This window comes from Prosthecobacter vanneervenii (assembly GCF_014203095.1).
In the GTDB taxonomy this organism is placed as follows: domain Bacteria; phylum Verrucomicrobiota; class Verrucomicrobiia; order Verrucomicrobiales; family Verrucomicrobiaceae; genus Prosthecobacter; species Prosthecobacter vanneervenii.
In genome coordinates this window covers 212447-234687 of sequence record NZ_JACHIG010000004.1, presented here as the reverse complement: position 1 = coordinate 234687, position 22241 = coordinate 212447, and the positions used below count along the sequence as shown (strand labels likewise).

General features: G+C 61.8%; 20 protein-coding genes. 10 read left to right on the top strand and 10 right to left on the bottom strand.

Annotated elements, in window-relative coordinates:
• Nucleotides 1-156 precede the first annotated feature (156 nt).
• The 4 genes from HNQ65_RS11080 to HNQ65_RS11065 form a co-directional block, all read right to left on the bottom strand.
• The gene (locus tag HNQ65_RS11080; RefSeq protein WP_184339590.1) at nt 157-1728 is read right to left on the bottom strand and encodes a long-chain-fatty-acid--CoA ligase; all 1572 of its coding nucleotides are present in this window, start codon (nt 1726-1728) and stop codon (nt 157-159) included.
• A gap of 147 nt (nt 1729-1875) precedes the next feature.
• Entirely contained in the window at nt 1876-2385 is a 510-nt protein-coding gene (locus tag HNQ65_RS11075; protein ID WP_246438126.1) for a 3D domain-containing protein, read from the bottom strand.
• Between the two features lie 164 nt (nt 2386-2549).
• Nucleotides 2550-3896, bottom strand: a complete 1347-nt coding sequence (locus tag HNQ65_RS11070) for an SBBP repeat-containing protein (protein ID WP_184339589.1) — start codon at nt 3894-3896, stop codon at nt 2550-2552.
• Nucleotides 3897-3937: 41 nt separating this feature from the next.
• Entirely contained in the window at nt 3938-4720 is a 783-nt protein-coding gene (locus tag HNQ65_RS11065; protein ID WP_184339588.1) for an NIPSNAP family protein, read from the bottom strand.
• A 151-nt stretch (nt 4721-4871) separates the two neighbouring features.
• On the opposite strand from HNQ65_RS11065, the gene HNQ65_RS11060 reads away from it, so the two are divergent.
• The gene (locus HNQ65_RS11060) at nt 4872-6212 is read left to right on the top strand and encodes a hypothetical protein (RefSeq protein ID WP_221306127.1); all 1341 of its coding nucleotides are present in this window, start codon (nt 4872-4874) and stop codon (nt 6210-6212) included.
• Nucleotides 6213-6334: 122 nt separating this feature from the next.
• Nucleotides 6335-6700, top strand: coding sequence for a hypothetical protein (locus HNQ65_RS11055; RefSeq protein WP_184339587.1), 366 nt, complete (start codon nt 6335-6337; stop codon nt 6698-6700).
• A 282-nt stretch (nt 6701-6982) separates the two neighbouring features.
• Here the strand turns inward: HNQ65_RS11055 and HNQ65_RS11050 are convergent, their stop codons facing one another.
• From HNQ65_RS11050 to pabB, 4 genes are read right to left on the bottom strand one after another with little or no spacing between them, the layout of a single operon-like run.
• Nucleotides 6983-7393, bottom strand: coding sequence for a chorismate-binding protein (locus HNQ65_RS11050; protein ID WP_221306126.1), 411 nt, complete (start codon nt 7391-7393; stop codon nt 6983-6985).
• A gap of 55 nt (nt 7394-7448) precedes the next feature.
• Complete coding sequence (locus HNQ65_RS11045; protein WP_184339586.1) at nt 7449-7868, bottom strand: type II toxin-antitoxin system VapC family toxin; 420 nt, start codon at nt 7866-7868, stop codon at nt 7449-7451.
• Nucleotides 7865-8188 (bottom strand): AbrB/MazE/SpoVT family DNA-binding domain-containing protein, encoded by a 324-nt coding sequence (locus HNQ65_RS11040; RefSeq protein WP_184339585.1) that lies wholly within the window; start codon nt 8186-8188, stop codon nt 7865-7867. The genes HNQ65_RS11045 and HNQ65_RS11040 overlap by 4 nt, the downstream gene beginning before the upstream one ends.
• A gap of 47 nt (nt 8189-8235) precedes the next feature.
• Nucleotides 8236-9471 carry an aminodeoxychorismate synthase component I gene (gene pabB, locus HNQ65_RS11035; protein ID WP_246438122.1) on the bottom strand — a complete coding sequence of 412 codons (1236 nt, stop codon included), beginning with the start codon at nt 9469-9471 and terminating at the stop codon, nt 8236-8238.
• Between the two features lie 97 nt (nt 9472-9568).
• On the opposite strand from pabB, the gene HNQ65_RS11030 reads away from it, so the two are divergent.
• Genes HNQ65_RS11030 through HNQ65_RS11010 form a run of 5 tightly spaced genes read left to right on the top strand, consistent with a single transcriptional unit; the run spans nt 9569 to nt 16001 of the window.
• Nucleotides 9569-11056, top strand: a complete 1488-nt coding sequence (locus tag HNQ65_RS11030) for a tetratricopeptide repeat protein (protein ID WP_184339583.1) — start codon at nt 9569-9571, stop codon at nt 11054-11056.
• Between the two features lie 19 nt (nt 11057-11075).
• Nucleotides 11076-13049 (top strand): SUMF1/EgtB/PvdO family nonheme iron enzyme, encoded by a 1974-nt coding sequence (locus tag HNQ65_RS11025; RefSeq protein ID WP_184339582.1) that lies wholly within the window; start codon nt 11076-11078, stop codon nt 13047-13049.
• A gap of 5 nt (nt 13050-13054) precedes the next feature.
• Entirely contained in the window at nt 13055-13945 is an 891-nt protein-coding gene (locus HNQ65_RS11020; RefSeq protein WP_184339581.1) for a hypothetical protein, read from the top strand.
• Between the two features lie 39 nt (nt 13946-13984).
• Complete coding sequence (locus HNQ65_RS11015; RefSeq protein WP_184339580.1) at nt 13985-14926, top strand: alpha/beta hydrolase fold domain-containing protein; 942 nt, start codon at nt 13985-13987, stop codon at nt 14924-14926.
• A 49-nt stretch (nt 14927-14975) separates the two neighbouring features.
• Complete coding sequence (locus tag HNQ65_RS11010; protein WP_184339579.1) at nt 14976-16001, top strand: MBL fold metallo-hydrolase; 1026 nt, start codon at nt 14976-14978, stop codon at nt 15999-16001.
• A gap of 88 nt (nt 16002-16089) precedes the next feature.
• Here HNQ65_RS11010 and HNQ65_RS11005 read toward each other — a convergent pair whose 3' ends face one another.
• Both HNQ65_RS11005 and HNQ65_RS11000 read right to left on the bottom strand, forming a co-directional pair.
• Entirely contained in the window at nt 16090-16449 is a 360-nt protein-coding gene (locus HNQ65_RS11005; RefSeq protein ID WP_184339578.1) for a hypothetical protein, read from the bottom strand.
• A gap of 50 nt (nt 16450-16499) precedes the next feature.
• Nucleotides 16500-17621: a metallophosphoesterase family protein gene (locus tag HNQ65_RS11000; RefSeq protein WP_184339577.1), complete on the bottom strand. Its 1122-nt coding sequence runs from the start codon at nt 17619-17621 to the stop codon at nt 16500-16502.
• A 103-nt stretch (nt 17622-17724) separates the two neighbouring features.
• Between HNQ65_RS11000 and mutS the strand changes: the two genes are divergently transcribed.
• The 3 genes from mutS to HNQ65_RS10985 all read left to right on the top strand — a co-directional run bounded on the left by mutS (nt 17725) and on the right by HNQ65_RS10985 (nt 22144).
• The gene (gene mutS, locus HNQ65_RS10995) at nt 17725-20226 is read left to right on the top strand and encodes a DNA mismatch repair protein MutS (RefSeq protein ID WP_246438110.1); all 2502 of its coding nucleotides are present in this window, start codon (nt 17725-17727) and stop codon (nt 20224-20226) included.
• Nucleotides 20227-20276: 50 nt separating this feature from the next.
• The gene (locus tag HNQ65_RS10990) at nt 20277-20798 is read left to right on the top strand and encodes a type II toxin-antitoxin system VapC family toxin (protein ID WP_184339576.1); all 522 of its coding nucleotides are present in this window, start codon (nt 20277-20279) and stop codon (nt 20796-20798) included.
• Between the two features lie 176 nt (nt 20799-20974).
• Nucleotides 20975-22144 carry a serine hydrolase domain-containing protein gene (locus tag HNQ65_RS10985; protein WP_184339575.1) on the top strand — a complete coding sequence of 390 codons (1170 nt, stop codon included), beginning with the start codon at nt 20975-20977 and terminating at the stop codon, nt 22142-22144.
• The last annotated feature ends 97 nt before the right edge of the window (nt 22145-22241 follow it).

Below are 22241 nucleotides of genomic sequence, written 5' to 3'. Positions count from 1 at the left end.
GCTGCACTCCGCAGCTCACAAAGCTCTCATCCACTACCTGACCTTCTTCTCGCCGAAGATCACGGTGTCTGCGAGCTTCAGCGCACGCAAAAACCCGCTACGCAAAGGCGACCTGCTGCGGAATAAATTCCGCGCTCCACAGCGGCGACTTCGCCGCTACTGCACCACGATATTCGCCCGCCCGCCACGCAGCACATACTTCTGGATCTTCCCAGTCGCGGTCTTCGGCAGCTCGGCAATGAACTCGAAACCATGCGGCACCTTGAAATGCGCTAGGTGCTCGCGGCAGAAAAGGCGCAATTCCTCAGCAGTGGCAGTCGCACCGGGCCGCAGGACGATGAAGGCCTGCGGGGTCTCTCCCCACTTCTCATGCGGCAGGCCTACCACGGCGGATTCCTGGATGGCAGGATGGCGCAGCAGTACGCCCTCCACCTCCACGGAGGAGATGTTTTCGCCGCCGCTGATGATGATGTCCTTCCAGCGGTCGCGGATTTCGATGTAGCCGTCCGGATGCACCACGGCGGCGTCTCCGCTGTAAAACCAGCCGTTGCGGATGGCCTTCGCGGTGGCGGCGGGATCATTGTAGTAGCCTTTCATCACGGCATTGCCACGGATGATGATCTCACCCATGGAGGCGCCGTCTTTGGCGACTTCGTGGCCCTCGTCATCCACCACGCGGACTTCGGCGTTGGCCAGGTATTCCACCCCCTGCCGGGCTTTGATGATGGCGCGCTCGCGTGCGCTGAGCTGCGCATGCTCCGAGCGGGATTCGCTGATGGTCACGATGGGGGAGACTTCCGTGAGGCCATAGACGTGGGTGATCTCCCAGCCCAGCTCCCCCTCCATGCGCTCGATGGTAGCAGCGGCGGGCGGTGCGCCAGCGGTGATGACGCGGACACCACGCGGCACATCCCGGCGCACTTCCTCCGGCGCATTGGCCATGCCGATGAGCACGGTGGGGGCCGCGCACAGCAGGGTGCAGCCCTCCTTCCGTATCGCCTCAAAGATGAGCCTCGGGTCCGCCTTGGGAATGCACACATGCCGCCCGCCCACGGCGGTGACGGTCCAGACGAAGGTCCAGCCATTGGCATGAAACATGGGCAGCACCCACAGGTAGCGGTCCGCGCTGGTGAGGTGCGTGTGCATGAGATGGCCCATGATGTTGAAGGCGGTGTTCCGGTGGCTCACCATCACGCCTTTCGGATTCGCCGTGGTGCCGCTGGTGTAGTTCAGCGCGATCATGTCCGTCTCGCTGATCTCGGCGGCGGTGAATTCGGGCGCGGAGGCCGCCAGCAGCGCCTCATAGCTCGTCCAGCCCGCCTTTTCCCCTGATAGCGCCACAAAGTGCTCTACCCCAGGCACCTGGGCACGAATGGAATCCACCGCATCGAGGTAATCCACATGCACGCAGACGACGCGAGCACCACTGTGATTCAGAATGTAGGCAAAGTCGGCGGCGGTGAGGCGGAAATTGATCGGCACAATGACGGCTCCGATCTGCGGGATGGCGTAAAATGCCTCCAGATGCGCATGCGTGTTCGGCGCGATGGTAGCCACACGTTCGCCGGGCTTTACTCCCAGTTTCTGCAGCGCCCCCGACCAGCGGTCGCAGCGCTCAAAGAACTCGCGGTAGGTGAAGCGGCGGTCTCCATCTACCACAGCCTCGCGGTCGGCATACAGGCGGCGGGCACGGCGGGCGAAGTCGAGGGGCGAGAGCGGGGTTTCCATGGGGAGAAAACGTAAACCCTAGCCGAAGGCTGCTGAGAAAGGCGAGAGAAAAGAGGCTCGCACCTGCGGCCTGTGAGCAACAAAAAGCCACGCGACCGACAGACGGCCTGCGTGGCTCAACCTGGATTCAGGTTTTGGGGGATTGGGTTATGCCGGGCGGCTCTGGATGCGGGCCACCATCTCGCGCACGTGCCAGGCTTTGTAGGCACGAGGCTTCAGAATGGCGAGGCTGCGTGAGAAGGAACCCCACTTGAGCACGTGGATGGTCACGTGGCGGGTGCCCCAGCTGTGCATCATGCCCTGGGTGGGCTTGTAGAGGTCGATGGTGCGGGTGCCCACGAGGGCGGAACCGTAGTCATCCACGACGTAGAGGGAGGGGTCTCCCTTGATCTGAAACACCGTGCCCACCGGGTAGATGGACCAGTCTGCAGCGGCGCTGCGGATCTGCCCATGCCTGAGCGGGGTGCCGGCGGCAGTGCGCGCGCCGTATTCGATGTGGTCGCCTTCGTCGTGGGTGTAGGCGGTGGTTTTGACGCCTGCGATGACCTGGCCTGGAGTGCCAGCTGGGGTTGTGGTTGAGGAGGAGCTTTTAACTACTTCTTCCGCAGCAGCGGAAACGCACATGGCAGCAAAGCACAGAAGGATGGTTGGATTCAATCAGTGGGGTTGGTTGTTGGGGCGCGCCCTTCCGAATGGGGGTCCGGGTTGGGGGGCGCGCAGGGTGTCGAGTTCGACACCCCTGTCAACGCGGGGATTTGTAGCCCGCTGGGGCCGAAAACGACCGTTTGGACTCTTTCAGGGGCTATTTTAGCGCCACTGTGTCACTTTAAAAGCAAAACCGCCCCGTAAGCCTCCGCTCCGCCGGGAGAGGTCATAGTCTGGCTGCCGAATGTCGCAGGTGCGACACAGGCACCCGAAAAAATCAGCCTTCCGGAGGGGTGCCAGGCCATGCAGTAGGCGTTGTCCCCCTTGGCTCCGCCGGTCGGCAGGAGCCATTCGAGGCCGCCTTTTTCGTCAAAAGCAGCGGTAAAAATGTCTGTGGCGCCCTGGGTCTTGAGTGTCTGCCCGACAAAGGTGGCGGTCTCTGAAAACTCGCCCGTGACGAAGCAGCGGCCGGTGTTGTCCGTGGCTACGCCGAGGCAGTAGTCAGTTGCAGGGCCTTGCAGGACGTGGCTCCAGAGGAGTTTGCCCTCAGGGCTGAAGTGGGCGAGCACACCGTCGTTGTCCTTGTCTCCGGTGGAGTGTACGGGGCCGCCGTTGAGCACGCCTTTAAACATGCCTGCGCACCAGGTGCGGCCTGCGGTGTCCACGGCGATCTCGTGGAAGCCTGCACTCGGTACTCCCGGCAGGAAGGCGGCCCAGACGGCTGTGCCCTCGGGGGTGAGCTTCAGTACGATGCCAGCCTGTGCCTTTGATTGCAGCGTCACGCCATCCATGGCTCCCTCGCCGCCGCCGCTGCCTCCTATATATAGAGAGTCTGTGCCATCGACGCCCAGGCCATGACCGCTGCCGGAAAACTTGCCGCCTGTGGTCTTCACCCACTTCAGATTTCCTGCGGCGTCATACTTGGCGCAGAAGATGGGGCGGGTGGTGCTCCCAGCATTGACGATAGTGTCTCCAAACTTCGACTCCCCGGCCACTGAGCCGGTCACGACGATGTCTCCCTTGGAATCGACGACGATGCCGTGGCCGTAATCGTAGCCTTTTCCGCCGGCGGTTTTGATCCAAATAAGCGCTCCTTTTGTGTCGTATTTGGCAATGAAGACATCGTAGTCGCCGGCATTGGGCAGGGTCTGGCCATTGGCCTGGGCGTCGGTGCTCTGATAGTGGCCGGTGACGTAGGCGTTCCCGGCGGCATCACAGGCGACGCCGTAGCCGCGGTCCACCAGGCTGCCGCCGAGGCTGCGGACCCAGAGGAACTTGCCGTCCTTTGACAGCTTGGTCAGAAAGAAATCCGTGCTGCCCAGGCCGGTGCGTTTCTGGTCGCCGAAGGTGCCGTCGTCCGTGGTCTCGCCGGCCATGAAGACATTGCCCTCGCGGTCAAAGGTGACGGCGCGGGTCTTGTCGCTCTTGGCCCCGCCGCCGCCGGCCACCCATTCAAAGGTGGGCGTGGCGGCATGGAGGGAGGTGGCAAAGAGGGCGAGGCAGAGCGTGCGGAGCGAGATCATGGCCCGCAGCATACGGGCGCACGGGCGCAGCTATTACGCACTTACTGAATCGGCGAGAAATCCGTGGCCTTCATATAGACGCTCTTCACGCCTTCGGACTGCGGCATGATGGTCAGGGAGCCGCCGTTGGCGGCTTCGCTGGCGGCCTTGGCCTTGACCCAATCGGGGTCGGCGCGGAAGGCGGTGAAGGAAGCCAGGCCGGCCTCCTTGCTGTCGTGGGCCAGGATGTAGATGAGCTTTTTGCCAGCGCCCTTGTCGGCATCGGTGGGCGTCCAGTAGGCGAGGTTGGTCATGCCGTGCTTCTCGAAGAGCTTGCAGGTATGGTCGCGGAAGCGGGCATTGAGCGCGTCGAGCTTGCCGTCGTTGCAGGTGTAGGTGCGCATTTCAAAGACACGCGGCTTGCCGGCTTTGGTGATGGCCACCGGCGGGGAGTAGTCCGTGGGGGTCATGAAGATGGACTCCGGTGCCTTGGCCAGGATCTTGCCGCCTTCCTCGCTGGCCTTCCGTGCCGCCTGCCATTCGGGGTCTGCGCCAAAGGCTTTGAAGCTCTCCTTGGCGGCATCACGGCTTTTGTGCTCCAACACGTAGATGAGGGTGGTCTTGGAGCCGTTTTCCTCATCCACCGGCACCCAGTAGCCGATGTTTTTCATGCCATGCTTTTCGAAGAGCTTGCAGGTGTGGTCGCGGAAGCGGGCGAGGAGGGCATCAAGCTTGCCTTCGTTGCAGGTGTAGATGCGGAGTTCATACACCGGAGAGTCTGCGGCGTGGAGGAGCGGGGCGACGAGACTGAAGAGAGCGAGGGCGAGGAAGGTGAGGCGGGTCATGAGGGTGAGAGGAACGCTTGGAGAAGCACTGATTTAGCAACGCAAGAGATTAGAAGACCGCAGAGATGACTTCTGAAATCGTCTTTCCATACGGGAGTGCGATAGTTTGAAGCTTGGTCGCTGTTTTCTAGATCGCCATCCGCTCCGCCTTATGTTTGCGCCACCGTTTCAGCTTTGCCTTTTTGCCGCAGCTTCACTCGTTCTCTGCGCCGCGCGGGCCGAAGACGTGTCGAAACCTTCCGCGACAGCCCCGGCAGCTTCCTGGCAGGCATCGGCGGCGGAGCATGCGCATCTTCTTTCGCAGGTGAGATGGACGCCGGTGGCGGGGACGATGCCGGAGCGGAACGGCGGGTTTTTTGAGAAGGGAAAGGAATACACGGGAGTGCCCTACTCCAGTGTGAAGGCGGATGGGCGCTACATCGGCTTTGACATCAATCTGCGGACGTTTCTGGCGGCGGTCGAAAACCCGCTGAGTGTTCTTTATACTCAAAGTCTGGCGGGCAAGACGGCGAATGCGGCGAGCTTTTATGGGACGGTGTGCTCGTCCTTCACCAGCTATGCGCTGCAATGTGCGATCCCCGAGGTGAGCCGCCGACATGGGCCGGGTGTGAGCAAGGGCGTGGAACGGGTGCAACCGCAGACGGCGCAGGCCGCGCAGGTGGGCGATGTGATTTACACACCGCATACCACCGAGAGAGATGGGTCGCATGTGGAGCTGGTGACGGCGGTGACGAAGGATGCCCAGGGCCGCGTGACTTCGGTACGGGTGGAGGAGAGTCGCCCCATGACGACGAAGACGACGGATCGCAGTCCGGAGGCTTTTGAGGCTCATCTGAAGCACCGAAACAAGCTGCTTTTCCGCGTGACCGATCTGGATGCGTGGCGAGGCGGGAATCGCGCTGAGTCGCTGCAGTTCCCGAATTACAAACTGGATGCCACACGCCCGGAGATCAACCGCACGCTGCTGCTCGATCTCGGGGACTGGGTTCCGTATCAGAAGGGGAAGCCGGTGAAAATCAACGTGATGGATCGTGACGGCCTGGGGGTAAAGGCGCTGGTCATCCGGCGTGATGGCAAGGTGGTGGAGGAGGTGCCCGTGAGTGGACCTGGCGTGGTGGAGCGGACCTTCAAGGACTGCGGCGACTACACGGCGCATGTGCTGCGGCCGGATGGTTCGGCGAGTTCCGCCTGTGAATTTGCGGTGTGTGATCTCGAGTTGCAGCTGCCGGAGGGAAGCGTTTCGCTGGCCAAGGAATGGCGCGTGCAGTTCAAGGGCGAGAACATTCCGATCGCGGCGGTTTACCTTTTTAATGAGGAGGACAGCTATGGGCGGCATCCCATCGTTTTAAGCGAGGAGGAGCGTCGTGCCGGGAGTGTGAGCATTCCGGCGGGGCTGCTGAAGAAGCCAGGGAAAGTGCAGGTGTGGCTGATTGGGGAGCACCGGCTGGGGCGGCTGAAGGTGCGGAGGGATGTTCAGGTTGGCGAGAAGTAATGAGCTTTAATCTTCATGTGAAAGCCTCATGGAATTGGTGAATTATTTGCGCGCTGACTCCATCCTCGTTTTTTGCACCCGGCCCCCATTCATCCTAGAGGACTGACAAATCTGCACGGGCAATGCCAGAAAATGAGGGGAAACTCTCGACCAGTGGGGAAAAACAACGAGTAGATGGGCAAATGGAGAAAGCCGATTTACATAACATCATTCAACAACTTGAGGAGCAGATCAGGCCGCGCCTTTCTCAGCATGATGAATTGCGCCTAGAAGCGGAATCCAGTTATTCTGAGTCTGTTCTGATCGGATCGAGAGAAGCTTATCTCCACGCTGCTCTGATGTTTTTGCAGATTGCTTGCTCCGGATCAGTGCCTGAAGCGTTCGATACAAAGACAATTTTCAACGAGGAATCTGCGGTGTGGCCCGTTGCTGGCTATGTGACTGAAACCGATGATGAGGCTCAAACGCTCGCTTCCTCATTTCGGTAATTTTTAAGCTCCGAATAGCAAGGGTGGCATGGATTAGCCGATGCAAGCCTTGAGCCGCAACTATGGAGTCTTGCGCAGCAGACTGACGCGAATGGGGCGCATGTGCGTGCTGGAGACAAGAACGAGGCGAGGGCATTCATGCCGGGCACCTGGCATTCGCAGAGCGGGCTCAGGACGACGAACGTGCTGCACCCCGCGAAAGCGGTAGCTACGATGCAGGCTTGCGCCTTGCATCTGCGCGACCGCACTCCAAATCAAAACGCTGGCGCGTTCGCGGGAGTGCTAGCCTGCCGCAGCGAGTATTCCCGCCGCCTTGTGCAGTGTCTCCTCGTACTCATGCTGCGGAACAGAGTCTGCGACGATGCCGGAGCCGACGTGGAAGGTGATATGGTTGTCTTTTTGGACGGCGGTGCGGATGGCGATGTTCCACTGGCTGCGGCCGTCGAAGCCGAACCAGCCGATGGCGCCGGTGTAAAGGCCGCGGGCGTGGGGTTCGAGCTCGGCGATGATTTCGCTGGCACGCTTTTTGGGAGCGCCGGTGATGCTGCCGCCGGGGAAGCAGGCGCGGAAGGCATCGACGTGGTCGATGTGGGGGCGGAGGGTGCCGGTGACGGTGGAGACGAGGTGGAAGACCTGGGCGAAGCTTTCGACACGCCAGAGTTCGGGGACGTATGTCCGACATTTTTTCGGCAACCCTTCGCAGCCCCGTTGGAGAAGATGTGGTGAGGAGCTAGGGACAGAAAGATGATCAGGGACGTCGGATCTCGGGATCGCCTTGTCGGCGGAGAGCTTGGAAGTCGGTGAGGTTTACGGTGTAAAGTTCCGTGACCTCGGCTTTCCTTGCCGCCACAAGATGAACATAATCATAAACAGCTCCGCCACGCACGCCGTGTTTTCTCGCCACCCTTAGCGCTTTCAGGATATCTTCCGCACTCAATTCGACAAGATGAACACGCGGTATGACTGTCAGGCTGAGAAGTTGTGCTACAACGTCCGCATCGACCTTCATGCCAAGCTTGCCTCCGGTGAGCGTGGAAAATGTCTCCAACAGGGCATGTGCACAAATCACACAGTCACCTTTCATCAGCAGCGCAAGACACTCTTCATGCCTGTCTTCGTCGGGTGCAAGTGCGGCGATCAGAACCGAACTATCCAGCAAGATACTCATCGGCGCAACGCACGGACTGCATGTTCATCACGATCAGCACGAACAGCGGCACCAGCATCCATTTTGATGCCAAGCTTGGGCAACAGGAGAACACCATCTTTAAGCTCCCCCGCCGTCACCACAGGAACACCGTCGCCGGTGGGCCGCCCACTGGCTGAACGCATGGTTTCGGTGACCACTGGAACATCCTTCACAATTTCGATGCGATCTTTGGTGACCTCTGCGCGCAGGCGCAGGCCTGGCTGCGCACCGAAGACGCGACGGAGGGATTCCGGCAGATTGATCTGCCCGGTTTCATCGATGGTCAATGTCGCGGTCATGCGATTAACTCTGCCACTTATTGCGGTCGATCGCAAGCTTTGCGTCCCTACCCTGCCGCTGCCAGAATCCCCGCTGCTTTGTGGAGGGTTTCTTCGTATTCGTGCTGCGGCACGGAGTCGGCGACGATGCCGGAGCCGACGTGGAAGGTGATGTGGTGGTCTTTTTGGACGGCGGTGCGGATGGCGATGTTCCACTGGCTGCGACCATCAAAGCCGAACCAGCCGATGGCGCCGGTGTAGAGGCCGCGGGCGTGGGGTTCGAGCTCGGCGATGATTTCGCTGGCACGCTTTTTCGGTGCGCCGGTGATGCTGCCGCCGGGGAAGCAGGCGCGGAAGGCATCGACATGATCCACGTGCGGGCGCAGAGTGCCGGTGACGGTGGAGACGAGGTGGAAGACTTGGGCGTAGCTTTCCACCCGCCAGAGCTCGGGGACGGAGACGCTGCCAAATTCGCAGACCTGGCCGAGGTCGTTGCGCTCAAGATCAGTGATCATGAGCAGCTCGGCGCGTTCCTTCACCGAGGAGGTCAGCTCGCGCACGGCGGCGGTGTCGCGGGCGGGGTCGGTGGTGAAGCGTGGACGGGTGCCTTTGATGGGACGGGTGGCGATGCGGGAGCCCTGCATGCGGAGGAAGAGCTCGGGGGAGGCAGAGAGGACGGTGGTGCCAGCGAGCCGCATGAAGGCGGCGTGTGGTGCGGGGGAGATGGCGCGGAGTTTGAGATAGAGGGCCAGGGCATCGGCCTCCTGCGGCCACTGCGCGCGCCAGGGGTAGGAGAGATTGACCTGGTAGATGTCTCCGGCGGTGATGTAGTCCTGCGCACGCTGGACCATGTGAATGAAGTCTGCGCTGGTGACCTGGGGCTGGAAATGCAGGGGCGGGGCGGAGGATGCGGGCAGGAGTGCCTGCGCTGCCGTGGGCGCGTTTTGGAGCTTAAAGTCGCCAAATTCGTACCAGAGGCCGGTGTCATGCCGATACACGAGGCCATGCGGATAGATGCCGAGAACAAAGTGGCCGTCGTAGCCCACCCAGCCGTATAGGCCGCCAGCCGATGCGCGTGGGGTGCGCAGGGCGCTGCGCACGAGTTCCCAGTCCTGGTCGATGTGGCCCTGCAGCACCGCCACGGGCTCTGCTGTGAGCAGGGAAATGGCCCCCGGGGTGACGAGGGAGGAATCCATCCAGATGAAGCCCTCCCGCTGACACAGTTGTGCCGCTATTTCGGCAGGGGTGGAGGAAAATTCGCACAGGCGGTAGTGCGGTGACGTTTCAATGGCATGAGAAAACATCGGAAGGGAGTGCCCTTCCGGCATTTTGAACGAAGAACCCTGCAGCATTGACACTAGGAGGCCTAAATCGTACCATGCGTGTCTTTTTCAGCAACTCGTGACTCCTCCTTCCACCATCCTGACTTCCGAACGTGACCGCTCTTCCATGGTCGCGTGGGGAACGCTGTGCGTGCTGGCCACGGTGCAGACGGTCATCGCGCTGAAGCTTCTGAGCTCAGACGCGGCGCCCAAGAGCGCGCCTGTTGCGAGCCCGACGCCGGTGATTTCCGTGCCAAAGACGGTGCCCAGCGTGGTGCCGGAGGTGGGCCAGATAGCGCTGCCTCCTGTGGCGAGCGCCCCTCCCCTGCCCGGATCTCTGGTGGCGGTGCCGACGGCACCTGTCTCCAGCGGACCGCCTCCGATCGGCTCCTTTACACGGCCGGGCGTGGTATCGCAGGCACCTGCCGCCCCAGCCACTCCGGCTCAGCTTCCGCCCGTGTCTCCCGTGACTGCTGCTCCGGCACCTGCCGTGATGCCGCCCCCTGTCGTACCCAAGGCCACCCCCGGCATGCCCAAGGCACCGCCTGCTGCGGTGACCTCCGCACGCCCGGCTGCACCCACCGCTGTGCCGATGGCTGCAACGCCGGCTCCTGCCCCGGCGACCCCCATGGCTGCCACTCCGGCACCCGTACCAACGACCCCCATGGCAGCAACGCCAGCCCCTGCGCCCGCCGCCCCCACCGCAGCCGGTGTGCCTCCAGGCTTTCCGGCCACAGTCCCACCGATCAAGTCGCTTTCAGGGCAGGACCCTGCAGCTCTGGCCGCAGCCAAGCCGAGCAACAAACCTGACCCGAATGCCGGTCTGCTACGCGATGTGAATTTCGTGATCAGCTCGGCCAAGGAAATCCGTGGCATGAGCGACATGCAGGGCGCACTGGAGCTGCTGCGCCGTGCCGACGAGGTGAATCCTGACCACCCGGCGATCATTGCCGAGATGGCGCAGACCTACGAGCAGATGGGAATCACCGCGAAGGCCACGGATGCGTGGCGGCGCATCCAGCTGCTGGGGGCCACCAAGGCGGGCAGCTTCTTTGAGCTGGCCTCCCGCAGGCTGGGCTCAGGGTCTGCCAGCGGCGCGCCTGAGAGCGAGAAGTTTCTGCGCCTCGGCGCCTGCCAGGTGGCGCGGGATTTCAGCGTGAGCTCCGGCGAGCGCTACGTGCTGCGGGTGCCCATCGTGCGTGCTGGCAACCGCCCCATCAACAGCCAGGAGATGAACCTGGAGGTGTTTTTCTTTGACCGCGTGAACAACGAGAAAGTGGCGCAGACCATCGCGCCAGAGCCGGTCGAAGCCTGGCAGTCCGCCCCGGTGGACTGGCAGGGCACGGGCGAGGAGGTGCTGGATGTCGTTTACCATCTGCCAGCACTGTCCGCCGCCGAGATCCAGCAGCATGGACGCCGCACCTACTACGGGTACATGCTCCGGCTCTACTACAACAACAAGCTCCAGGATGTGGCCTCCGAGCCCCGCGATCTCCTGGAGTACGGATCCACCCCGGGCGCCGCGCCCGGCGGTGCCAATCCGCTGCTCCCGCTGATGGGAAAATGATCGCCACCAACGCGCCTGCATGATTCTTTTGTTTGTCGATTCCAATGCCGCACTGCGCGGCACACGAGCCGCGTGGCTGAGGGATAATCTCCCCGGCTATACGGTAGTGGATTTTCCCAGCCCAGCCCAGGCAGCCGCCTGGGTGGCCAAGGCTGACTCCCTGGCCATCCTGGTGACGGAGGCCATCTTTCCCACGCAGGAGAGCGGCTTTACGCTGAGGGACAAGGTGCGCGCGCGCTTCCCGCAGACGCGTGTGCTCTTCACCACCCGCTATGACCTGACCGGATTTGAGGAACAGATCGACGACGGCCTGGTGCTGAAGGACGCGCCCTACACGCCCGAGAAGCTGCTGAGCCGGGTGCGAGATCTGCTCACGCTGCAGGAGGAGACCAATGAACCGCCGCCGGTGATGGCCCCGGGCACCGTGCTGGGAAACTACCAGGTGCTGGAGCGACTGTACATCGAGAAGGAAGCGGAAACGTACCGCGCACTGCAGATCACGGTGCAGCGGCCGGTGGCGCTGGTGCTGCTGAAGCCGGAGTATCTGAAGCAGCCGGAGGTGGTGGCGAAGTTCAAGGAGCGCGAACGCGTGAAGGCATCGCTCACGCATCCGCGCATCGCGCCTCTTTATGAGGCGGGCGAGGCCAACGGCTGGCTCTTCTACACGCGCGAACTGCCGCGCGGCCGCAGCCTGGCGGAGATCGAGCTGACGGACGAGATGCTCAGCGAGCGCCGCCTGACTGAAGTGCTCTTTGGCGTGGCGGAGGCCATGCAGTTTGCCACGGAGCGCGGCTACCACCACCGCAGCATTTCATCGAAGGACATCTATGTGGATGCCGACCATCAGGCCAGCATCGTCAATTTCTTCCGACCTCCCGCAGCCACCAAGCGTGACCCGCAGGCTGATGTGAAGGCCTTTCTCGAGCTCATACGCCCCGTGACCGCCGAGGGCAAGGCGCGCGGCCTGCTGCAGTCCCTGGCGGACGCGCATCATGACTGGAACGGCCTGCTGAATGCGCTGGACGACCTGCGCGACGACATGCGAGAGCGCAGCATCGTGCGCAAGATCGAGGCGGAAACGCTGCCCGTGGACGTGCATGGCACCAAGCCGTGGTGGGTGTGGCTGGCGATCTTCTTCATCCTCGTGGTGGTGGCGGCGCTGGGCGCGCTGATGAACGGCAAGAACTCTGCCGGCGGCGCCAATGCCTCGGTGCTGCCCGTCGAGATGGTGCACATCCCTGCCGGGACCTTTGTCTATCAGAAGAACGAGAAGGTGAAACTTCCGGAATTCTGGATCAGCAAGCATGAGGTGACGATCGGCCAGTATGCGGACTTCCTGAAGGCGCTGAAAACCGCCGGCAAGGGAGGCTACGACCACCCGCTGCAGCCCAAGACCAAGACAAGCCATGAACCTGCCAAGTGGGGGCAGTACTACACGGCCGCCAAAGCAGGCACCACTTTCAATGGCGAAAGCATCACTCTGAACACGCCGGTCTTCCAGGTGGACTGGTGGGATGCGTACGCCTTTGCCAAATGGAGCGGCAGACGGCTGCCGACCGAGCAGGAATGGGAGAAGGCGGCGCGTGGTGAGCACGGCTACATCTTCCCCTGGGGCAACAAGCCCAATGCCAAGGCCGCCAATCTGGGGGATGACTATGACGCATCCCCGAAAGGCAAGGGCGGCAGGACCGACGGCTACAATCTCTGGGCCCCCATCACCCGCGTGACGCAGGATGTCAGCCCCTACGGCGTGTGCGACATGGCCGGCAACGTAAGCGAGTGGACCGCCAGCGAAACCCAGTCCGGCGAGTGGCCCGCGCACCCTGACTATGTGGACATCAAAGTGCCCGTCGTACGTGGCGGCCACTTTGGCCTCAAGAGCAACGACCAGCTCCTGACAGACAGACGCTTTCCAGAATCCGCAAACGAAGCTACTCTAGCACGCGGCTTCCGCATCGCCTCCAGCACCGATCCAGCCAAATCCAACCCATGAAGTTTATGAACCGCCATCTGCTCCTGCTGATCCTCTGCCTGTGCTGCGCCCAGGCGCGTGCGCAGTATGTCACCAACCTTACGCTGTTGAAAAACCAGTTTCTCACCGGAGAGCCTGTGGTGGCGGAGGTCACGATCACCAACCGCTCCGGCGCTGATGTCATTGTGGGCGGCCATGGCTCCCGTGACTGGCTGCAGTTTGAGATCAGCGACAGCGACGGCCGCATGCTCTCGCCCGTCACCATCGGCTCGGAAACAGCGATCACCATGAAGGCTGGCGGCACGACGAAGCACAAGGTGGAGATCTCCGGCGGCTACTCCACCTCCAGCCTCGGCACCTTTGGGATCGTGGCCAATGTGCTGCACCCGATCAGCGGGCAGTATTACGCGTCCAACCGCGCCCGCATGACCATCACCGACTCCAAGCCGAACATGTTTGACCAGCCCTTTGGCGTGCCGCAGGGCTTTCCCGGCGCGGGAAGGCAGCGCCGCTACCAGGTGATCCTCTTCCGCGAGCTGGATGATCTGCAGCTTTACTTCCGCCTCACGGACGACCGCACCGGCGCCTACCTGGGCACCTCCCTGCTGGGGCCTGCCATGATGGCGGTGCAGCCGCAGATCAGCATCGACGTGCACAACAAGCTGCACATCCTCTTCCTGGCGCAGCCACATATTTTCTGCCACGCGGTGGTGAACCCGGATGGCAAGATCAGCAAGCGCAACTACTACCGTGATACGGATGGCAACCGCCCCTCCATGGTGATGACCCAGACAGGCGCGCAAGTCGTGGGCGGCGAATTCTTTGACCCCACCGCTCCGCCGCCGAAGAAGAAGGCCATGCGCAAGGCCTCAGACCGCCCCAAGGACCTGGGCCTGGTGCCGAAAGAAAAGAATTAACGCAAGGACCGGACGCGCTGGGGGCGTTTATCCACGCCCGTGCATCTTCGTCTTTTCCTCTGCCTTGCCCTTGGTCTTGCGACCGGCGTCCTTCATGCGGCTGATGCGCAGCCTGCTCCCAAACCCGCAGCCAAGCCGAACCGCAACGGCCCCAAGTGGAAAGCCCTGAAACCGCAGACACCTGCGGGCTATACGCTGAAGACGCTGGAAGTGGCAAAGCACCCGGAGCACACCGTGGAGCTGTACGTGTATGTGCCGGACGCCCAGGGCACGTGGCCCTGCATCCTGGACATCCATGGCGGCGGCTGGAAGGCACGCCAGGTGGAGGCTGACAAGCCGATGATGGAGCGCCTGGCGCAGCGGGGCTTTGTCACCGCGCTGGTGAGCTACCGACTCTCCACCGAAGCGAAATACCCGGCCGCACTGCATGACTGCAAGGCCGCCCTGCGCTGCCTGCGCGCACACGCAGCGGAGCTGAAGATCGACCCCGAGCGCATCGGCTGCATGGGCGGCTCAGCCGGCGGGCATCTCTCCGGCCTGACAGCGATGACCACCGGGCTGGCGGAGTTTGAAGGCGAGGGGCCCTTCAAGGAACAATCCAGCGCGGTGAAGGCCTGCATCGTCATGGCGGCCACGCAGAACCTGGTGGACTCGAACTACTTTCAGAAGAACGAGAGCGCGATCCTCTTCTTTGGCGGCAATGCCATGGAGAAACCGGAAATCTACAAGCAGGCCTCCCCCATCAACCACGTGCGCGCCGGCGTGCCGCCGACGATCTACATCGAGGGTGAAAAAGACACGCTGAAAATCGGCCGTGCCGAGATGATGGAAAAGCTCAAGGCCCTGGGCATTGAGACTGCTGTGCACACCCTCAAGGAAGCGCCGCATCCCTTTTGGATGAGCGACCCCTGGTGCGCCGAGACGGTGGACATCGCCACGGCGTTTTTCAAGAAGCACCTGGGTGAGCCGGTGCTGAAGTAGAGCTGCGCCTGCTGCTTGACGTGCGGCACGCAGCCGGTAGCAGGAGCCGATGAGCCTTTCGTTTCGTATTCTGGGCACTGCTGGCAGCGACAACGCCCTGCTGGTGCAGGTGGACAGCGGTCAGGCGGTCGAACGCCTTTTGTTCGACTGTGGCGACGCGTGCCTTTCTGACCTGCCGTTTGCCGAGATCCAGGCCATTGACCAGCTCTTCTTTTCGCACCTGCACATGGATCATGTGGGGGGATTTGATGCGTTCTTTCGCAGCACCTTCAACCGGCAGGCGAAACCCAACCGGATCTGGGGGCCGCCGGGAACCATGCGCATCCTGCAACACCGCTTCCAAGGATTCCTGTGGAACCTGCATGAGGAGATGGCGGCGACCTGGCGGGTCTCTGACGTGCATCCGCAGGAGATTCACACGGCGCGATTTGAGCTGCGCGAGGCCTTTGCAACCGCCCATGATGAAGGGGCGCAGCCGTATGTGCGGAAGCTGTGGGAGGGAGAAGGGTGCGTGGTGGAGGCCATCACGATGGACCATCGGACCCCGACGCTGGCCTACATCGTCCGTGAGAAGGCACGGCGGAATGTGGACACCTCCCGGCTGTCGCCATTGGGCCTGAAGCCGGGACCTTGGCTGAAGCAGCTGAAGGAGGCATCGGGCAGCACCGACATGGTGGACATCGACGGCGTGATGCACTCAATGAATGAGCTGCGAGAGCGGTTGATCGTCGAGACGCCCGGGGACTCGATTGCCTATCTGACCGATTTCCTGCTGGATGAACCAGCGATGGAGCGCCTGACCGATGCTTTGCAAGGCTGCCGGGTGATGGTCTGCGAAGGGCAGTACCGCCACGCGGACATCGAGCTGGCCAGGAGAAACTTTCACATGACCACCGTGCTCGCAGCGACTCTGGCAGAGAGGGCGCGGGTCGAGGAACTGGTGCTCTTCCATTTGTCTGACCGCTACCCGCGTGCCGACTGGCTGGAGATGCTGAAGGAGGCCAGGCAGGTCTTTCCGAAGACCACCTACCCGCCGCACTGGGACTTGGATTTGAGTGTGCCGCAGCAGGCATGAGCCGCCGGCTATCTTCTGAGGTACAAAAAAGCCCAGCGGTGCTGGCCGCCGGGCTTGCTCATTCAGCTTTGAGGAATGCTCAGCAAGACTACTTGGCCTTCGGCAGCGCCTGGACCAGGAGGCTGTAGAATTCGTTTTCCTCGGGTGTCTCGCCGTCGCTCTTGAGGATGCCTTTCACCACGCCGAGCACTTCCTTTTGTGCGGTCTTGGTGGTGAAGACCTGGGCGCGTTCATTGATGTAATCAAATATCGAGTCGTCGCTCTCGGCCATCTCACGGGCACGGGCAAAGGATTCGTCGATGAAGAGGCTTTTGGGGTACTCGGAGTCCCAGCCTTCGGCGATGAAGGCGGACTCCAGCAGGCGCTCCTCGGTCAGCGAGATGTGGGCGTCCGCGTAGATGGAGAGAGTGAGCAGGTCGAAAAGGGCTTCGCGTTGTGGTTGAGTCATGGTGTTTCAATGTTGGCAAGCATGCGGCGGTGGATCAAGCACACACTTCCTCACACAGAAATCTTCAGCGTCTGAAAGGCCTCGGCCTGCGTGCCTGCATGCACGGCTGCCTCCACCTGCGCGCCATTCACGGTGACGACGGCATAGCCCGCTGTGTCTGCGTAATCAAAGGCAGTCACGACCTTGCGCTCGGCGGCATAGATGTCCCGGCGTGCCTGTGCGGTATCGGGTGCGTGCTTGGGCTCCAGGTTCACCTGATCTCCGGTGTAGGAGTCCATGCCATGCAGCACATCCTTCGGCTTTTGGTTCAAGGCGGACACCACGCTGCTGACGGCGAGCTGCGTGAAGCTATGGCCACCGGCCATGCGGGTGAGCGCGCTGTATTTGTGCAAGTGACCACCCAGCACCATGGCCTCCTGGCGGCCCAGCAGCTCCAGCAGTTTCTCGCGCTGCGCCTTGAGCTTTTCCCCGGCATAGAGATGCCATGAGGCACGCGCGCCATACGGCACCACGGGCGGATGGATGATCACAAAGAAATGCCGTGCCGTGCGCCGGGCTGCCACGGCCTCCAGCCATTCCAGGCTGGTTTTGTCATACGCATCAAAGAAGGCGAACTGCGCCTCGCCGCAGGTCATCGTGTGGCTGGCCTGGGTGCGTGCGGCGGCGGTGTCCACCTTGTGCGTCTCCTGTTCCATGAACGGGCGCAGCACTTCATCGAAGGCCTCGACCGCGCCGTCGCCAGTCACATCGTGGTTTCCTTTGGTGAAGACAAACGGCACGCCGAGCTGCTGCTGCGCCACAAAGGCCAGCGCCTCGCGGTTTTGCCGCACAGAGAGCTCCGCACTGCCGCACAGGCCCTCCACCAGATCTCCCACCTGCAGCACAAAGGCAGGCGGTGCGGCGCTGTCCTTCAGCGCGGCGATGCGCTGCTTCACCGCAGCAAACAGGCCCGGCATCGTCTCGGTGGTGAGGCGGGAGTAGTTTTGGATCTGGCTCAGATCGCCTGCGTGATGCTCGTCCAGCCATTTCAGGTCATGATGAGAAAGGCTGTCGTAGTGCAGATCCCCCAGGAGGATGAAGGAAAACGGGCGCGCAGCCTGCGCGGCTGGCAAAAGGGAGGCAGGCAGGGCAGCAGCGCTGCAGCCTTGGAGAAATCGGCGGCGGGTGGTCATGCCCCATCAAACGTCGCCACGGCCTTTCGTCCTGCTGAAATCATCATTCGTCATTGCTCCATCTTGACCTCCCGTCCAACCTCTCGACTCCTAGCCACCGCCCATGTCTGACGCCAGCACCACTCCCATGATGAAGCAGTACCTCGCCATCCGGCGCGAGCTGCCGGAGGATGTGCTGCTTTTCTTCCGCCTGGGGGACTTTTACGAGCTCTTCTTTGAAGACGCCAAGACCGCCTCCCCGCTGCTCAATGTGGCGCTGACGAAGCGCAACGGCGTGCCCATGTGCGGCGTGCCGCATCATTCCTCCCAGGGCTACATCGCCAAGCTCATCAAAGCGGGCAAGCGCGTGGCCATCGCCGAGCAGACCACCGACCCGGTGCCCGGAAAGATCGTGGAGCGCGCCGTCTCGCAGATCCTCAGCGCAGGCACCATCAACGACCTCAACCTGCTCGACTCCAATCGCGCGAACTACCTCGCGGCGGTGTTTCGAGATGGGAAAAAACTCGGTCTCGCCTATGTGGACCACACCACGGGCGAGTTTGAGGTGGCGGAGTTCAAGGACACGGCGGAGCTCGTGGATGAGCTGGAGCGCCTGCAGGCCAGCGAGCTGCTCTACAGCGAGGACCAGCGTGAACTCATCGACGCTCTCGGCAGCCCGGCCTGCGCGCAATCCGTGGAAGGTTATCTTTTCCTCTTGGATCAGGCACAGCACAGCCTCACGCAGCATTTCAAGGTGCAGTCTCTCGACGGCTTCGGCTGCCAGGGCCTCAGCGCCGCCATCAGCGCGGCGGGTTGCATCCTGCAGTATCTGCAGTTTCAGCTGCGCCGCAGCGTGGAGCACATCCAGCGCATGCGCCATGCGCAGACCAGCGATGTGGTGCTGATCGATGCCGCCAGCCAGAGCCATCTGGAGCTTGTCACGGCACGCGGTGGCAGCTCGCACACGCTCCTCAGCGCACTGGACCGCACCTGCACGCCCATGGGCGCACGCAAGCTCCGCCACTGGGTGCTGCATCCGCTGCGGGATCTCGATACCCTGACGCAGCGGCAGGACATGATCGCCGCGCTGCTGGATGAGGCCGTGATCTTCAGCCAGATCCGCACCCTGCTCAAAGAAGTGCGCGACCTCGAGCGCACCAGCTCCCGCCTCAGCCAGGGCAGCGGCAATGGGCGCGATCTCCTCATGCTGGCCTCTTCACTGGAAGTCGTGCCCGCCCTGCGCACGGCGCTGGAGACCTTTGGCAGCCCCGGCTTCAACCTCCTGCTGGAAAGACTGCACGATCTCACCGCCATCTCCCAGGAAATTCAACGCGCCATTGCGGATGAGCCGCCCATGCAGATCAAGGAAGGCGGCGTCTTCCGCGAGGGCTGGCTGCCTGCGCTGGATGAGCTGCGCAATGCCTCCACCCTCGGCCGCCAGTGGATCGCCGACCTGCAAAACCGCGAGATCGAACGCACCGGCATCAAGAGCCTCAAGATCAAATACAACGCTGTCTTCGGCTACTTCATCGAGATCACCAAGGCGAACGTGGGCAGCGTGCCGCCGGACTACCACCGCAAGCAGACGACGGTGAATGGCGAGCGCTACATCACCGACGAGCTCAAGCGCATGGAGGACAAGATCCTCGGCAGCGAGGAGCGCAGCAAGGCGCTGGAGTACGAGGAGTTCCTGGCGCTGCGCGGCCGTGTGCTGGAGCACCTGGCGCAGATTCAGGAAACCGCCGAGACCATCGCCATTCTGGATGCGCTGGGATCGCTGGCGGAAACCGCGCGCCTTTTCAACTACACCCGCCCCGTCCTCAACGAGACGCGCAACCTCTTCATCCGTGAGGGCCGCCACCCGGTGCTGGACCAGAACCTCACCAGCGGCGAGCGCTTCGTGCCGAATGACATCACGCTCGAGCCCGAGGAGAGCCGCCTCATCCTCATCACCGGGCCGAACATGGCCGGTAAGAGCACCTACCTGCGCATGACCGCGCTGCTCACGCTCATGGCGCAAATCGGCAGCTACCTGCCGGTGCACAGCGCCGAGGTGGGCTTGGTGGACCGCATCTTTACGCGCATCGGTGCCAGCGACGACATCGCGCGCGGGCAGAGCACCTTCATGGTGGAGATGAACGAGACCGCGCTCATCCTCAACAACGCCACCGAGCGCAGCCTCGTCATCCTCGACGAGATCGGACGCGGCACCTCCACCTTCGACGGCCTCAGCATCGCCTGGAGCGTGGCCGAGCACCTGCATGACAAGGTGGGCGCCCGCACCCTCTTCGCCACCCACTACCACGAGATCACCGCCCTGGCCCAAAGCCGCAGCGCCGTGAAGAACTACAACGTGGCCGTCAAGGAGTGGAACCACCAGATCATCTTCCTCCACAAGATCCTCCCCGGCTCCGCCGAAAAGAGCTACGGCATCCAGGTCGCCAGACTCGCGGGATTGCCCGAGAACGTCATCGACCGCGCCAAGGAGGTGCTACAACAACTCGAAGCCGGCCATCAGCCAGCGGAGAGCGTCAAAGAAGTCCCAGTCGCCACCAGCGTTCCCGCGAAGACGAGGAAGAAGGTGGTGAGTGATGAGGACAAGGGGCAGATGGTGTTGTTTGGGTAGGGATTATCCTCTACCAAACATTATCCACTGCACAACATTCGCGATTTCTTATGAGCTACATAGTATCTCACTATTTGGATGCATCGGTTGCCATTAAAATCTTTTGCAAAGAGAAAGGAAGCGAGACCATCACGGATTACATAGTCGGCAACACTACGGCCATATGCTACATCACTGAGTTTGCTTTATACGAGATATTGAGTGCTCTAAAGCGAAAATGGAACCGAGGTGAATTGGACGACAATGCCTATACTTTTGCGATCGCTAAGCTGGAAGGTTTTTTGAGCGAAGGGCTCATCCAAATTGATGCGGAATTCAAGCCTCACGATAGACACCTGATTTACGAACTAGGTCAGATGGTGAAAAAACATAAAATCGACTATTCCGATGTCTTGCAGATCTATACAATTTTAAATGGGAGGCGCAGGCATGGTGCCCAAGACTGTAAAACAGTGCTGGTGACAGCGGATGAAGGTTTGGCACATGCGGCAAGAAATGAAGGTCTAAGGGTCTGGCATTTCCCAAAAGATTGCCCTCCCAACCTTCACGAAAAAGAATCTTCCGCTTCATGAGGATCATACTGGTCGCGCGGACTGCTATGGATTGCTAAAAGCGGCAGAAGAAGTTATGGCTTTGGTTTGTGGTGGTTGAACATCTGGCAGCTGATGTTCTCGCCCTGGGAAAGTCGGAACAGGGTAGAAACGCGGAGCAACAAAAGTGTAATAGCTCCGTTTAACAGCCCACCACCATGCGCCCCCTCCTCCTTCCTTTCCTCCTATCGTCTATCACCTTCGCAGACACACCCAAGCTTCCCGGTATTGGCGAGGCGATGCAGGAGATGATCGCCAAGGGTGAGGTGGCTGGGGCGGTGACGGTGGTGGCGAAGAAGGATGGGGTAGTGCATCTGGAAGCGAACGGCATGGCGGACATCGAGAAGCAGAAGGTCATGAGCGTGGACTCGATGGGCTGGATCGCCTCGATGACGAAGCCGATCACGGGCACGGCGATCATGATGCTGCAGGATGAGGGGAAGCTGAACATCGCGGACCCGGTGGCGAAGTATCTGCCGGAGTTTGCCGCGCTGAAGACGCCTTCGGGCAAGCCGGCGAATCTCACCATCACACAGATTCTGACGCATACCTCGGGCCTCGGAGAGGCGGGCGGTGCGAAGGCACAGGAAGCACACACGCTGGCCGATCTGGTGCCCATCTGGCTGGCGACGCCGATGCAGTTTGAGCCCGGTCAAAAATGGCAGTACTGCCAGTCCGGCATCAACGCCGCATCACGCATCGTGGAGGTGATCAGCGGGATGACGTTCGACGAGTTTTTGCAGGAGCGCCTGTTTGATCCGCTGGGCATGAAGAACACCACCTTTTACCCCACGGATGCGCAGTGGAGCACCGTTGCCACCGGCTACGCGAAGAACAAGGAAACCGGCAAGCTGGAAGCCGTGCAGCCACGCGCCGACTTCGGCAAACGCGGCCGCCCGCCGCAGGGCAATGGCGGCCTGTATTCCTGTGCGAAAGATTACACCCGCTTCTGCCAGATGCTGCTGAATGGCGGCACGCTGGAAGGCAAACGCATCCTGAGCCCCGAGGCGGTGAAGATTCTCTCGTCCGCGCACACGGGCGATCTGCCCTGCGGCTTCTTCCAGAAGCCCGAGTTTGGCAGCCACGGCAAAAACTACGGCTGGGGCATCGGCACCTGCGTGCTGAAGGCGCCGCATGAAGGCCTGGCCGCCATGCTCTCTCCCGGCACCTTCGGCCACGGCGGCGCCTGGGGCACGCAGGCCTGGATCGACCCAAAGAAGGAAGTCATCTACGTCCTGATCGTGCAACGCGCCAACTTCCCCAACAGCGATGCCAGCCCGGTGCGCGAAGCGTTTCAAAACGCGGCGGCGAAAGCGCTGGGGAAGTGACGGGGGCTCACCGCTGCTGCAACGACCACTCAACCAAGCTCCTGGCCATGCGCCTTGAAGCACTTCGACAAGTCCGGACAAAGCGCGTAATCTTGAG